We start from the raw sequence: 14420 nt of genomic DNA, 5'->3' as shown, positions 1-14420 counted from the left end.
ATCTAACATTTAACCTGATTTACCGCCGGAAGTAAGTGCCTACCAACGGTCTACGGAAATGGCTGGGACATTCTACGTTAATTTTTGCTCAACGATCAGGCTAAACATGGCCCTGTTACGAATATTTTTTCTGCTCTGGGTTCAAAAGCATCGGCGCAGCAAAAAAATTGCCCTGTCCGCCATAAACCCCTTTCTGTAGCAGCGTTTCCCATTCTTCCCTGGTCACCACTTCTGCGGCAAAAACTTTAACATTCGTACCGGCACAGGCACCAGTAAGACTTTGCACAAATAGCTGATTTTCAAGGCGGACATCAATACTTCTTACCAATCCCGGATGTAACTTAATCATTTCCACCCGCAAAGACTTAATATATGAGGTACTGACCACCGTCAATCCGGCCTGCGAAACCATCAATCTACAACCTAACCCTAATAACAATCGAATCACAGGGCGTAGGGCCTCAATATGTTGGCAGACATCCGCCTCAGCCAGCTCAAAGATAATCCGCTGACGGTAACTTTTCCGGCACTGTAATAAGGTATCCCGTAGCCAACGCTTAAAGGAACGTTGCAATAATGAATCAACGCTTATGGAAAATGCCAGCGTTTCATCCGGCCACAGCGCCAACAAAGGAATTATCCGACCTATTTTCTGTCGATCATAACGTTCGGCCAACCCGAGCAAACGTACCAACGGAGTAAACTCCGCCGCTATCAGCTCTTGTTCGCCATCAAATATCCGGCTGATGATTTCACGGTGATGAATTTTTCCATCACAGGTAATGACCGGTTTCTGATACAACCTAGGGCCACCGTTAACCAGCGTTTTTTCCAGCAATGTTCGCCACTTAACGCTACCGCGTCCTTTCTCCGGCACCTGATTGTCATAGACATACCAGCTATTGCCTCCATACAACGCCGCATTTTTGGTAGCTTGTCCAGCATTATCCATAATTTGTTCCGCCGCCTGCCCGTGGCGATAGGCCACGATACCAATATTGAGCAAAGCGTCGCGATCGATAATCTGCGGCGCTGGCATGGCACCCGCCACATGAACCAACTGTGCCGCCATCACATCGGCGTCTTTCAGAGTTTTATGCGGTAATAAAATGGCAAAATCGCTGTTGGCGTAGTGAGCTAGCAGTGCGGAAGGATAACGGTCGACAAAAGTGGAAAGCAGATTCACCATCGAATGCATCAATTCCTGCACCCGTGATTTGTCGTAAACCTCACTTAACGCATCAAAATCGGGTAAGTGCACCATCATCACTACGCCGTGGGCACCGGGTTCTTCAAGCTGGGTAGTCAGCTGATTATCAAAAAACAGCGCGTTATTCAGGCCGGTTTTAGCGTCCTGTGCGGCATAGGAGCGAATCAAAGTATCCAATTGGCTGCGTTCTTCACGCATTTCCGCCAAATCCAGCAGCAAACGGTCGAGAGCATGGCTGGCATAAGGCGGCCACTCATGAGTTTCACCGCGCAGTACATTCTCACGCTCGCCGTTGAGAATACGTCGCGCTCGGTTCTCCAGTTGCTCCTCACCTGCCGTTTGTTCCCGCAGCCAGCGAAAACTTAAAAACAGAATGACCGCAATCATCGCCACCGCCAACGACAAAATCACCGCTGCATACATTGAACGAGTGTAACTGGTGAGCGGATCGATATAAGTCAGGCGCATCGAACTGCCGGGCTGCTGTAATAATGGAAGAGACAGTTCGCGATAGCCGCTATTGGTATCCCAGGCGGTATAAGTAGGAAGGACTTTCAGATAAAACAATTGATGCTGCGAATTTTCAACGCTGATTTCAACCACGCCAATAGCGCCCATCATCAACGGCAACCAGCTACGCGGAACTTCAGGTGGATCGGTTAGTAAGGATTGATCGTACGCGGTCACGATAGTATTAAGGCGATGTTCCATTTTTTTCTGGCATAAGTAGAAAAAACTGAACGTACTCCCTAACAACATTAAACACATGGCCAATACGACCAGTAATGCCATAAACGCAGAAAGTTTGGTTGTAAATCGCATCCCTCAGCCTTGCCTACCGCAGTTAAATGGAAAGTATTCCTCACTCCTTTAGGGCAGGTACTATATGATAAAACCGACCACGGACGCTGGTTTTTTAATGTTTTATACGACAAAAACGCAATTTTTTACGAAATTCGCATCCATTGCCTCATCCTTACCCTGCATAAAGCATAGTCACTGATATAAGCATCGAGGCCAAATTTGTCCTCGGTCAGCCTTCGAACTTGATGTTTCCGGTATAGTCACCCAACCTGATGAATACGAAATTTTCGATCGTTATTAGTCGATCGTTCGTTATTAGTCGATCATTGTTAACGGCACTTCTTAGGGAGCCTCTAATGCGCGCACTGTTACTCGAACAGCACGATGGCAAAACCTTGGCCAACGTCCGTGATATTTCACCGGAACAACTGCCTGCGGGTGAAGTCACGGTTGATGTCAGTTGGTCTAGCCTGAACTACAAAGATGCACTGGCGATCACCGGTAAAGGCAAAATCATTCGTCAGTTCCCTATGGTGCCAGGCATTGATTTCGCCGGAACCGTTCACAGCAGCGAAGATCCGCGTTTTCACATTGGCCAGCGGGTATTGCTGACCGGCTGGGGCGTAGGCGAAAACCATTGGGGCGGGCTGGCAGAACAGGCGCGAGTACAGGGTGAATGGCTGGTTCCGCTCCCCGCAGGTTTGGATGCGCGCAAAGCGATGATTATCGGTACCGCCGGTTTCACTGCGATGCTGTGCGTGATGGCGCTGGAAGAAGGCGGAGTCACACCAGAAAGCGGCGAAATTGTGGTGACCGGTGCCAGCGGCGGCGTGGGCAGTACTGCGATTGCTCTGCTTTCAGCTCTGGGCTATCAGGTAGCCGCTATCAGTGGCCGTGAAGCGAATAACGACTATTTACTGTCACTCGGAGCCAAACGGGTTCTGCCGCGTAGCGATTTCAGCGATGCATCTCGTCCGTTGGAAAAACAGCTATGGGCTGGCGCTATTGATACCGTCGGCGACACTTTACTAGCCAAGGTGCTGGCACAGATGAACTATAACTCTACCGTCGCCGCCTGCGGTCTGGCCGGGGGTTATAAACTGCCAACCACGGTAATGCCTTTTATCCTGCGCAACGTGCGTTTACAAGGTGTAGATTCTGTCATGACACCGCAACCGCGCCGTCGGGCTGCCTGGGAGCGTCTGTTGAAAACGTTGCCAGAAAGCTTCTATCAACAGGCTGGACGTGAAATTACGCTAGAACAGGCTCCTGCGGTAGCAGCCGAACTGATGGAAAATCAGGTTACTGGCCGAACCTTGGTTAAAGTTCGCTAATTAGCCCATTAAAATAGAGTCATTTCATTGGGCGGATGTTTCGTTCGCCCAATCTCAGAAATTTCATATTTTCTGCTAACCTCTCGCTTTTACAGCCTTTTCACACCATGCTTTATTCCATTACGGTCAGTATGACTTTCTCTGCCCGATGGAGTAATCACATGAGCAAACAACGCAAATTAACCGAATCTGACGTCACGCCGGAAAGCGTGTTTTATCAACGCCGCAAGGTGCTGCAAGCGCTGGGTATTACCGCCGCCAGTCTGGCATTGCCGGTTTCGGCTCAGGCTGACCTACTGTCTTGGTTTAAAGGTAAAGATCAGCCCAAGGCACCGGCAGGCAAGCCGCTCACCTTCAGTAAGCCGCCAGCCTATCATCCTGACTGGGAACTGACGCCGGAAGACAAAGTGACTGGCTACAACAACTTCTACGAATTCGGTCTGGATAAAGCTGACCCGGCCGCTAACGCCGGTGGATTAAAAACCGGCGATTGGCAGATTCGTATCGATGGTGACGTCGCCAAACCAATGACGTTGAGCATCGACGATTTGCTCAAACGCTTCCCGCTGGAAGAACGCATTTATCGTATGCGCTGCGTGGAAGCCTGGTCGATGGTGGTGCCTTGGATCGGTTTCGAGCTAGGAAAACTGCTAAAGCTAGTCGAACCCACCAGCAACGCGCGCTATGTGGCATTCCAAACCTTGTACGATCCGGATCAGATGCCGGGACAGAAAGATCGCTTTGTGGGCGGCGGGTTGAAATATCCCTATGTAGAAGGTTTGCGATTAGATGAAGCGATGCATCCGCTGGCCTTTATGACACTGGGCGTGTACGGCAAAACGTTACCACCACAGAACGGCGCGCCGCTGCGTCTGATCACGCCGTGGAAATACGGTTTTAAAGGCATTAAATCTATCGTTCATATTCGACTCACTCGCGAACAGCCGCCAACGACCTGGAATCTCAGCGCGCCGAACGAGTACGGTTTCTACGCTAACGTGAATCCCAATGTGGATCATCCGCGCTGGTCGCAGGCTACCGAACGCTTTATCGGTTCCGGCGGGATTTTAGACGTTAAGCGCCAGCCAACCCTGCTATTTAACGGCTATGCCGATCAGGTGGCTTCGCTTTATCGCGGCATGGATTTGCGGGAGAATTTTTAATGCGTCTGAGCCTGAAACAGGTCAAAGGGTTGAAAGTAGCAATCTGGCTGGCCGCCTCATTGCCCTTCTTCTGGCTAATTTTATCCGTCGATCAGGGCTGGTTCAGCGCCGATCCGTCCAAAGACATTCAGCATTTTACCGGGCGCATGACTCTCAAGCTGCTGCTGGCCACCCTGTTGGTGACACCGCTGGCTCGCTATGGCAAGCAGCCGTTGCTGATGCGCTGTCGCCGCCTGTTGGGAGTATGGTGTTTTGCCTGGGGAACCCTGCATTTAGCCAGTTATTCAGTGCTAGAGCTGGGGCTGTCCAATATCGGTTTGCTGGGGAAAGAATTAGTTACCCGCCCCTATTTAACTTTAGGTATTATTAGCTGGCTATTACTGTTCGCACTAGCAGTTACATCGACACAGTGGGCACAGAGAAAAATGGGACCTAACTGGCAAAAATTGCATAATTTCGTTTATCTCATCGCCATCCTGGCACCGATTCACTATCTTTGGTCGGTCAAAACTTTATCACCCTTGCCGATAATTTACGCAATCGCAGCAATTATTTTGTTAGCACTGCGTTATAAAAAATTTCGCCAATGGTGCCGCTAAATGCTGGGACTTCACCCTCTTCTACCCCAGATAATCCGTTAGGCTTTGTATAGTTCACCATGTTTCTTATTGAATATCTTCGCTGATAAGACCAGTATTTAGCTGCTAATTGCTACGATATCATTATAATGCTCCACCTTAGTTCCGATCGTAGTGGGAACTTCACCGTTAACAGGTGACAAATCGGTGGCATCAGGCTATTTTTGACGATGACGAACTAATTGCCGGAGATACCAGCATAATGGCGGACAAGTTTCACATTTTGCTTCTGAACGGCCCGAATTTAAATCTGCTTGGCTCTCGCGAGCCAGAAAAGTATGGTTACACCACGCTGGCAGAGATTGTTAACGGGTTGGAGACACAGGCTCAGAATTTGGGTGTTGCGTTATCCCATCTGCAATCCAATGCAGAACATGCGCTGATAGACAGAATTCATCAGGCACGGGGCAACACTGATTTCATCCTGATTAACCCGGCGGCGTTTACGCATACCAGTGTCGCTTTACGCGATGCTCTGTTAGGCGTTCAGATCCCGTTTATCGAGATCCATCTGTCTAACGTGCATGCTCGGGAGCCTTTCCGTCACCATTCATATCTCTCCGATATTGCGGTTGGCGTGATCTGCGGACTCGGCGCAGACGGCTACAACTTTGCTTTACAGGCAGCGGTCAATCGCTTGTCAAAATCCAATTAATTGCAACGCAAAAGAGTACGGAATCACACTCATGGATATTCGTAAAATCAAGAAACTGATCGAACTGGTAGAAGAATCTGGCATTTCCGAGCTGGAGATTTCAGAAGGTGAAGAATCAGTACGTATCAGTCGTGCTACAGCCGCACCAAGCTACCCAATGATGCAACAGCCTTATGCTTTTGCCGCGCCACAGCAGCCAGCATTGGCTAACGCTGTAGCACCGGCACCGGCTGCTGAAGCCGCTGCACCCGCAGCCATCAGTGGTCACATCGTGCGCTCCCCAATGGTCGGTACTTTCTACCGCACCCCGAGCCCAGATGCTAAAGCCTTCATCGAAGTAGGTCAGAAAGTTTCTGCTGGTGATACCCTTTGCATCGTTGAAGCGATGAAAATGATGAACCAAATCGAGGCAGACAAATCCGGTACTATCAAGGCCATTCTGGTCGAGAACGGTCAACCGGTTGAATTCGACGAGCCTCTTGTCGTCATCGAATAACGAGGCGTTCCATGCTTGATAAAATCGTTATCGCTAACCGCGGTGAGATCGCGCTACGTATTCTGCGAGCTTGTAAAGAGCTGGGCATCAAAACCGTAGCCGTTCACTCCTCTGCGGATCGCGATCTGAAACACGTTCTGTTGGCTGACGAAACCGTGTGTATCGGTCCGGCAGCGTCAGTCAAAAGCTATCTGAACATTCCTGCAATCATTTCAGCAGCAGAAATCACCGGCGCGGTGGCTATTCACCCTGGTTATGGTTTCCTGTCCGAAAACGCAGACTTTGCCGAGCAGGTAGAGCGTTCAGGTTTCATCTTTATCGGTCCTCGCGCCGAAACCATTCGTCTGATGGGCGACAAGGTTTCCGCAATCAGCGCCATGAAGAAAGCCGGTGTACCTTGTGTGCCGGGTTCTGACGGCCCGCTGAGCGACGACACCACGCAAAACAAAGCTTTCGCCAAACGCATCGGTTATCCGGTGATCATCAAGGCGTCCGGCGGCGGCGGCGGTCGTGGTATGCGCGTAGTGCGCAACGACAAAGATCTGGAAGAATCCATTAACATGACTCGTGCGGAAGCCAAAGCGGCTTTCAACAACGACATGGTTTACATGGAAAAATACCTTGAGAATCCGCGCCATATCGAAATTCAGATTTTGGCAGACGGTCAAGGTAACGCGATTTATCTGGCTGAACGCGACTGCTCTATGCAGCGTCGTCACCAGAAAGTGGTTGAAGAAGCGCCAGCACCGGGCATCACCAGCGAAATGCGTCGTTATATCGGCGAACGCTGTGCAAAAGCCTGTGTGGAAATCGGCTACCGCGGCGCAGGTACTTTTGAGTTCCTGTATGAAAACGGCGAGTTCTATTTCATCGAAATGAACACCCGTATTCAGGTTGAGCATCCGGTTACCGAAATGATTACCGGCGTCGATTTGATCAAAGAACAGCTACGCATCGCGGCAGGCCAGCCTCTCTCCATTAAACAGGATGAAGTGAAGGTTCACGGCCATGCGGTCGAGTGTCGTATCAACGCTGAAGATCCAAATACCTTCCTGCCAAGTCCGGGTAAAATTACCCGTTTCCATGCGCCGGGTGGCTTTGGTGTTCGTTGGGAATCTCATATCTACGCTGGCTATACCGTGCCTCCGTACTACGATTCCATGATCGGCAAACTGATCACTTACGGTGAAAACCGTGACGTGGCAATTTCCCGCATGAAAAATGCTCTGGCAGAGCTGATCATCGATGGCATCAAAACCAACGTTGAACTGCAACAGCGCATTATGAATGACGAAAACTTCCAGCACGGTGGCACCAATATCCACTATCTGGAGAAAAAACTTGGGTTGCAAGAAACCTGATTTTATTTCGCCTGAAAATCAAGGCCGGTTAATACCGGCCTTTTTTATTTTCTGATCAAACAGGGCTAGGCAAACGCCGCGCTTGCCGTAAAATCCCCTACCCTTGTTAAACTCAGAACCGTCAATACCCACGGGAGAATGAATGGACACGAGATTTGTTCAAGCCCACAAAGAAGCGCGCTGGGCCTTTGGTCTGACTCTGGCCTATCTGGCCGGCTGGTTATTGTGCGCCTATTTTCCTGGCGATGTGCCGGGGATGACCGGGTTACCCGCCTGGTTTGAAATGGCCTGTCTGGCCCTGCCACTGCTATTTATTGTGCTGTGCTGGCTGATGGTTCGCTTTATATTCCGCGATATTCCGCTGGAGGACAGTGATGCAAACTGATGTCGTCCTGCCATTAGTTGCCTATCTGGCATTGGTTTTTGGCCTTTCTATTTACGCATACACCCGGCGACAGACCGGTAATTTCCTCAACGAATACTTCATCGGCAACCGTTCGATGGGAGGGTTCGTATTGGCGATGACTCTGACCGCCACCTATATTAGCGCCAGTTCATTTATCGGCGGGCCGGGAGCTGCTTATAAATACGGCCTCGGCTGGGTATTACTGGCGATGATTCAGTTGCCAGCGGTGTGGCTGTCGCTAGGCGTACTGGGTAAGAAGTTTGCGATTCTGGCGCGTCGTTATAACGCCGTAACTCTGAATGACATGCTGTACGCACGCTATCAAAGTCGTTTACTGGTGTGGCTGGCCAGCCTGAGCCTGTTAGTCGCCTTTGTCGGTGCCATGACGGTGCAGTTTATCGGCGGAGCGCGTTTACTGGAAACCGCTGCGGGTATTCCCTACGATACTGGGCTGCTGATCTTTGGCGTTAGTATCGCGCTCTATACCTCCTTCGGAGGTTTCCGCGCCAGCGTATTGAATGATGCGCTGCAAGGGCTGGTGATGCTGGTAGGAACCATTTTACTGCTGGTTGCGGTGGTTCACGCCGCCGGCGGCCTGCATAAGGCGGTCGATACGCTACAACACATCGATCCGGCGCTGGTTTCCCCGCAAGGTGGCGACGGTATCCTCGATTTGCCGTTTATGGCGTCATTCTGGATTCTGGTGTGCTTCGGCGTCATTGGCCTGCCACATACAGCAGTACGTTGCATTTCCTATCGAGATAGCAAAGCGGTTCACCGTGGCATTATTCTGGGCACTATTGTGGTGGCGATTTTGATGTTTGGTATGCATTTGGCTGGCGCATTGGGCCGGGCGATCCTGCCAGATCTGAAAATTCCGGATCAGGTTATTCCTACGCTAATGATCACTGTGCTACCGCCGTTCGCCGCAGGGATCTTCCTCGCCGCGCCTATGGCGGCCATTATGTCGACCATCAATGCTCAGCTATTGCAGTCTTCCGCGACTATCGTCAAAGATTTGTACCTGAATTTCCGTCCGGAACAGATCAAAAACGAGCGTAAGCTGGCTCGTATTTCCAGCATGGCCACGCTGGTTCTCGGCCTGCTGCTATTGCTGGCAGCCTGGCGTCCGCCGGAAATGATTATCTGGCTGAATTTACTAGCCTTTGGCGGTCTGGAAGCGGTATTCCTCTGGCCGCTGGTTCTGGGGCTGTATTGGGAACGCGCTAACGCTCACGGTGCTCTTAGCTCAATGATCGTCGGTGCGGTATGCTATACGCTACTTGCCAGTTTCGACATTAAGATCGCCGGATTGCACCCGATCGTGCCGTCACTTGTGCTGAACTTGCTGGCGTTTTATATCGGTAACCGGTTTGGCGACAGAGCGCGGGCGCGACAGCCTGTCGTCGCCAACGCTGAATAAATCGCTATTTAACGGTATTATTTACCGAAACCTTATTGACAAAAACCGGTCCAAAAACGCAAGTTGCGGAGCGGTTTTAGAAGAGAAAAGCTATGCCTTGGATCCAATTAAAGTTAAACACTTCCGGTAATCAGGCCGAATCCCTCGGGGACGCGCTGGTTGAGAGTGGCGCAGTATCCGTCACCTTCCAGGATACCCACGATAATCCGGTATTTGAGCCGCTGCCGGGGGAAACCCGTCTGTGGGGCGATACTGATGTGATTGGCCTGTACGATGCCGAAACCGATATGGCTGAAGTGATCGCTATGCTGGAATACAACCCGCAGTTAGGCAAAGGCTTCGCCCACAAAATTGAACAACTGGAAGACAAAGATTGGGAACGTGAGTGGATGGATAATTTCCACCCAATGCGCTTTGGCGAGCGCCTGTGGATTTGCCCAAGCTGGCGCGATGTGCCAGATCCAACCGCCGTTAACGTGATGCTCGATCCCGGTTTGGCCTTCGGTACCGGTACTCATCCCACCACCTCTCTTTGTCTACAATGGCTAGACGGGCTGGATTTGGAAGGTAAAACTATCATCGATTTCGGCTGTGGCTCCGGCATTCTGGCCATTGCGGCTCTGAAGCTGGGTGCCAGCCGCGCTATCGGCATTGATATCGATCCGCAGGCCATTCAGGCCAGCCGCGATAATGCGCAGCGTAATGGCGTTTCAGAGCGTCTGGAACTGTATCTGCCGAAAGACCAGCCGACGGATCTGTCTGCCGACGTCGTTGTCGCCAATATTCTGGCTGGCCCACTGCGCGAACTGGCTCCGTTGATTAGCGTGCTGCCGAAAGTCGGCGGTCATTTGGGTCTGTCTGGCGTACTGGCGACTCAGGCTGCCAGCGTTGCTCAGGCTTATGAAGATAAATTCGCGCTGGACCCAGTGGCAGAGAAAGAAGAATGGTGCCGCATTACCGGCGTCAGAAAATAATCCCCACGCTATTTATCCCCGCTTACGGCCTCACTACGCCGCTGGCGGGGTTATTTCCCCCGTCGTCATACCCAAGCCCGCCTTTTACACTTAATCGCTGTGTGAGCTTTCTGCTGCGTTAACATGTCTTTGTTGCAGCTGATAGCGACGCGTCATGTTTTTTCCTCAAAGTGAGAGCTTTCTCACAGGATTTATGGGGTTATTACTGTGGTTTAACGCAGTTTTGCTTACTAAATCAGCAGTATCGATCGGTGTTAAAAGAAGTTTCCAGTCAATAATCAGGGTGTTTAGCAGAAAATATTGTCGTACATAAAACAACCAATAATCTATAACTGCATGTTTAATATGAATAAATAATTATTATTACAAGATTAGCTGGCTATTTATTGCTATTTTTAAGCCAATTGGTCAAAGTTTGGCCTTTCATCTGAACGTAAAAATGCGTAATATACGCGCCCTTGCGGACACAGTATGGTCATTCTTTGTCTATGCACATTGGACACTTCCAGCTTAAAAATTGCCTGATTGCCGCCCCGATGGCCGGTATAACAGACCGACCCTTCAGAGCCTTATGTCATGCGATGGGGGCTGGGATGGCTGTATCTGAAATGCTCTCCTCCAATCCGGAGGTGTGGCGGACGGATAAGTCGCGTCTACGCATGGTCCATAGCGATGAGCCCGGTATTCGTACCGTGCAGATAGCCGGTTGCGATCCGGATGATATGGCAGCGGCCGCCAGAATTAATGTGGCGGGCGGCGCTCAGATCATTGACATCAATATGGGGTGCCCGGCCAAGAAAGTGAACCGTAAGCTGGCAGGATCTGCATTGTTGCAGTATCCCGATCTGGTTAAACAGATCCTCTCCGCAGTCGTTAATGCGGTAGATGTGCCTGTCACGCTGAAAATTCGGACTGGTTGGGCTCCGGAACACCGTAACTGTATAGAGATTGCCCAATTGGCCGAAAGTTGTGGTATACAAGCCCTGACAATTCATGGCCGAACCCGTGCTTGCCTGTTTAATGGTGAAGCGGAGTACGACAGCATTCGGGCAGTTAAGCAGAGTGTTTCCATTCCGATTATCGCGAATGGCGACATAACTGACCCGCATAAAGCCAGAGCGGTACTTGATTACACTGGGGCTGACGCCCTGATGATAGGCCGTGCCGCTCAGGGGAGACCCTGGATCTTCCGGGAAATCCAGCATTATCTGGACACTGGGGAACTGCTGCCACCGATGCCACTTGGCGAAGTGCAGCGTTTGTTAAACGGGCATATACGGGAATTGCACGACTTTTATGGTCCAGGCAAGGGATTCCGTATTGCACGTAAGCACGTATCCTGGTATCTCCAGGAGCACGCCCCAAACGACCAGTTTCGGCGCACATTCAACGCCATTGAGGATGCCAGCGAACAGCTGGAGGCGTTGGAGGCATATTTCGAAAATCTTGCGTAAACAGAAAAAAGAGCTGACAGAACTATGTTCGAACAACGCGTAAATTCTGACGTACTGACCGTTGCAACCGTAAACTCACAAGATCAGGTGACTCAAAAGCCTCTGCGTGACTCGGTTAAACAAGCACTGAAGAACTATTTTGCTCAACTGAATGGTCAAGATGTAAGTGACCTGTATGAGTTGGTACTGGCTGAAGTTGAACAGCCATTGTTGGACATGGTGATGCAATACACCCGTGGCAACCAAACCCGTGCTGCCCTGATGATGGGCATCAACCGCGGTACGCTGCGTAAAAAATTAAAAAAATACGGCATGAACTGATACTAGTCAGTTAGGTTGTTGTTTAAAAAGGCGTACTCCACACGGAGAACGCCTTTTTTATTGCCTGTAAACTGCCCGCTGTTCTGAGATAAGGAGAACAACCTCGCAAAAAACAAATGATTCCTTCACTAATTAAATGGTCAATCATACTTATACAATCACAACCCTTCGTGGTAAGGTATTTTTTAGAAAAAGTTATCGCAATGTTCTGATTTTATTATTTAAATTGGTAAATATCATGTATTCTTTGTCGTCCCCGCCCATCGGGCAACCTGATAGTGCTGTATCAATCTTATCGATTCACTCAATCACTTTTCAGTCATTCAATAAGTTTCTGGTTACTAACGAGCTATATTAATTACAGCCCAAATTCTGCCTATAGCGCGGACTATCGAATATAAGGTAGATACTATAAATAATAACGCCGGTGGTTGGACTATTAATGAATCGCTGAAGGCCTGTGAATTACCTGCAAATATCAAAACAGGTTTTGCTGGCGTGACTAAAAACCTGGTTGGAGCGGAATGCGTTCCGGTATTATATGCTGCCAAGCAGAGAGGCAACGGTACCAACCCTACGCTGATTTGTGTGCAACCCCTTTCAGAAAAAGGCACGAGCAAACATCTTGTAACATTTATCCTTCAGGAATCCTTGGATAAAAAGTCAGCAGCGCCCTATCACGCCTATCGTTAAATAATTCAGTTTATTGATGGAGTTAAATAATGGAGTTAAATAATGCAGGTAAATAACAGAGATAAATAATAGAGATAAATAATAGAGATAAATAATAGAGATAAATAGTCATTTTTATATTTTCAATTTGATTACCGCAACTAAATACACCCGCCCCTCGACAATTATTTTTGTCGGAATGGCTGCTTATTTTATTTATTAATGAAAAATCACTGCAACGGCAGTCTCTTAGCAAATCAGACAACGTCATCCTAAATATCCTGCAATGGGTAGAACAGAACGTTATTTCCCCTTGAGTTTGATTAATTAATCTCTTTATTTCACTCAGGAGATATATGTTATACTTGCCCAAAGAGCCGCTTCTCGCCTGCCAACTGCCTCCGATTGAGACCCGAAACACCGCGCGATCCCCGCTTTTAATGTAAAGATTCTGTCAATTATTGGTTTGATGAAAACGATAAGCGACAACTGGTGTCTTAAATAATGTACCGCTAACGAGTTATTTCCTTATGCGTTACACATTCGCTCCTAACGCATAATGATTGAGTTAACATGATAAAACCCCAAAAGTTCCAGCTTTCGCTGCTTCATCCTCGCTATTGGCTAACCTGGTTTGGTCTCGGCGTCCTATTTTTACTGGTTCAGTTACCTTACCCACTGCTGCAAAAGCTCGGCGTGTGGCTGGGCCGGACTTCAATGCGTTTTCTGAAACGCCGCGTCTCCATTGCCCGCCGCAATCTGGAACTGTGTTTCCCGGATATGGATAAGCAAGTGCTGGAACGCACCATTGTCGGCAACTTTGAATCCCTGGGCATGGGGCTGATGGAAACCGGAATGGCCTGGTTCTGGCCTGATTCGCGGGTTAAACGCTGGTTCACCGTTTCAGGCCTGAATCACCTGAAGAAAGCGCAGGAAGGCAACCGAGGCGTGCTGGTTATCGGCGTACACTTTATGTCGCTGGAACTCGGCGGCCGCGTGATGGGCCAATGCCAGCCGATGATGGCGATGTATCGTCCGCACAACAACAAAGCAATGGAATTTGTACAGACCTGGGGTCGTATGCGTTCGAATAAAGCTATGTTGGATCGTAAAGATCTGCGCGGCATGGTACATGCATTGAAAAAAGGCGAAGCCGTCTGGTTTGCACCTGATCAGGACTACGGCCCGCGCGGTAGCGTATTTGCCCCGTTCTTTGCCGTCAATCAGGCCGCGACTACCAGCGGTACTTTCATGCTGGCTCGTCTGGCCAAACCGGCGCTGTTACCTTTGGTGCTACTACGCAAACCCGATGGCAGTGGTTATGACCTGCTGATTCAGCCAGCGCTAGAAGATTATCCGATTGACGATGAGCAAGCCGCCGCCTGTTATATGAATAAGGTGCTGGAAAAAGAGATCTTGCGTGCGCCAGAGCAATATCTATGGCTGCATCGCCGCTTTAAAACCCGCCCAGCGGGTGCGCCTTCGCTGTATTAGCACCATCTGAATAGC

At 49.7% G+C, this 14420-nt stretch carries 13 protein-coding genes; 12 read left to right on the top strand and 1 reads right to left on the bottom strand.

What is annotated here, in order from left to right; all coding sequences use genetic code 11:
* Window positions 1–115: 115 nt before the first annotated feature.
* Window positions 116–2032: an RNase E specificity factor CsrD gene (csrD, locus tag ACQ4OC_RS08865; RefSeq protein WP_064515429.1), complete on the bottom strand. Its 1917-nt coding sequence runs from the start codon at window positions 2030–2032 to the stop codon at window positions 116–118.
* Window positions 2033–2370: 338 nt separating this feature from the next.
* On the opposite strand from csrD, the gene ACQ4OC_RS08860 reads away from it, so the two are divergent.
* From ACQ4OC_RS08860 to lpxP, 12 genes are all read left to right on the top strand, one after another.
* Window positions 2371–3348, top strand: a complete 978-nt coding sequence (locus ACQ4OC_RS08860) for an MDR family oxidoreductase (protein ID WP_064515431.1) — start codon at window positions 2371–2373, stop codon at window positions 3346–3348.
* 161 nt (window positions 3349–3509) lie between these two features.
* On the top strand, window positions 3510–4511 hold the full coding sequence (gene msrP / locus ACQ4OC_RS08855; protein WP_064515433.1) for a protein-methionine-sulfoxide reductase catalytic subunit MsrP: 1002 nt from the start codon (window positions 3510–3512) through the stop codon (window positions 4509–4511).
* Window positions 4511–5110: a protein-methionine-sulfoxide reductase heme-binding subunit MsrQ gene (msrQ, locus tag ACQ4OC_RS08850; RefSeq protein ID WP_064515435.1), complete on the top strand. Its 600-nt coding sequence runs from the start codon at window positions 4511–4513 to the stop codon at window positions 5108–5110. The genes msrP and msrQ overlap by 1 nt, the downstream gene beginning before the upstream one ends.
* Window positions 5111–5351: 241 nt before the next feature.
* Window positions 5352–5804: a type II 3-dehydroquinate dehydratase gene (gene aroQ / locus ACQ4OC_RS08845; protein WP_049597986.1), complete on the top strand. Its 453-nt coding sequence runs from the start codon at window positions 5352–5354 to the stop codon at window positions 5802–5804.
* Window positions 5805–5835: 31 nt separating this feature from the next.
* On the top strand, window positions 5836–6300 hold the full coding sequence (gene accB / locus ACQ4OC_RS08840; protein ID WP_064515437.1) for an acetyl-CoA carboxylase biotin carboxyl carrier protein: 465 nt from the start codon (window positions 5836–5838) through the stop codon (window positions 6298–6300).
* Window positions 6301–6311: 11 nt separating this feature from the next.
* Entirely contained in the window at window positions 6312–7661 is a 1350-nt protein-coding gene (gene accC / locus ACQ4OC_RS08835) for an acetyl-CoA carboxylase biotin carboxylase subunit (RefSeq protein ID WP_064515439.1), read from the top strand.
* Between the two features lie 142 nt (window positions 7662–7803).
* Complete coding sequence (locus ACQ4OC_RS08830; RefSeq protein WP_064515441.1) at window positions 7804–8046, top strand: YhdT family protein; 243 nt, start codon at window positions 7804–7806, stop codon at window positions 8044–8046.
* Complete coding sequence (panF, locus tag ACQ4OC_RS08825; protein WP_064515443.1) at window positions 8036–9490, top strand: sodium/pantothenate symporter; 1455 nt, start codon at window positions 8036–8038, stop codon at window positions 9488–9490. The genes ACQ4OC_RS08830 and panF overlap by 11 nt, the downstream gene beginning before the upstream one ends.
* 92 nt (window positions 9491–9582) lie before the next feature.
* Complete coding sequence (gene prmA / locus ACQ4OC_RS08820; RefSeq protein WP_430971105.1) at window positions 9583–10464, top strand: 50S ribosomal protein L11 methyltransferase; 882 nt, start codon at window positions 9583–9585, stop codon at window positions 10462–10464.
* Between the two features lie 488 nt (window positions 10465–10952).
* Window positions 10953–11918 (top strand): tRNA dihydrouridine synthase DusB, encoded by a 966-nt coding sequence (gene dusB / locus ACQ4OC_RS08815; protein ID WP_071925585.1) that lies wholly within the window; start codon window positions 10953–10955, stop codon window positions 11916–11918.
* Window positions 11919–11942: 24 nt separating this feature from the next.
* On the top strand, window positions 11943–12239 hold the full coding sequence (fis, locus tag ACQ4OC_RS08810; protein ID WP_002210061.1) for a DNA-binding transcriptional regulator Fis: 297 nt from the start codon (window positions 11943–11945) through the stop codon (window positions 12237–12239).
* Between the two features lie 1245 nt (window positions 12240–13484).
* Complete coding sequence (gene lpxP, locus ACQ4OC_RS08805; protein WP_064515448.1) at window positions 13485–14405, top strand: kdo(2)-lipid IV(A) palmitoleoyltransferase; 921 nt, start codon at window positions 13485–13487, stop codon at window positions 14403–14405.
* The last annotated feature ends 15 nt before the right edge of the window (window positions 14406–14420 follow it).

The sequence above is a fragment of the Yersinia sp. J1 genome, assembly GCF_050586585.1.
Lineage (GTDB): Bacteria > Pseudomonadota > Gammaproteobacteria > Enterobacterales > Enterobacteriaceae > Yersinia > Yersinia entomophaga.
Note: the sequence above shows the minus strand (reverse complement) of the source record. Positions and strands in the feature narration are given on the sequence as shown.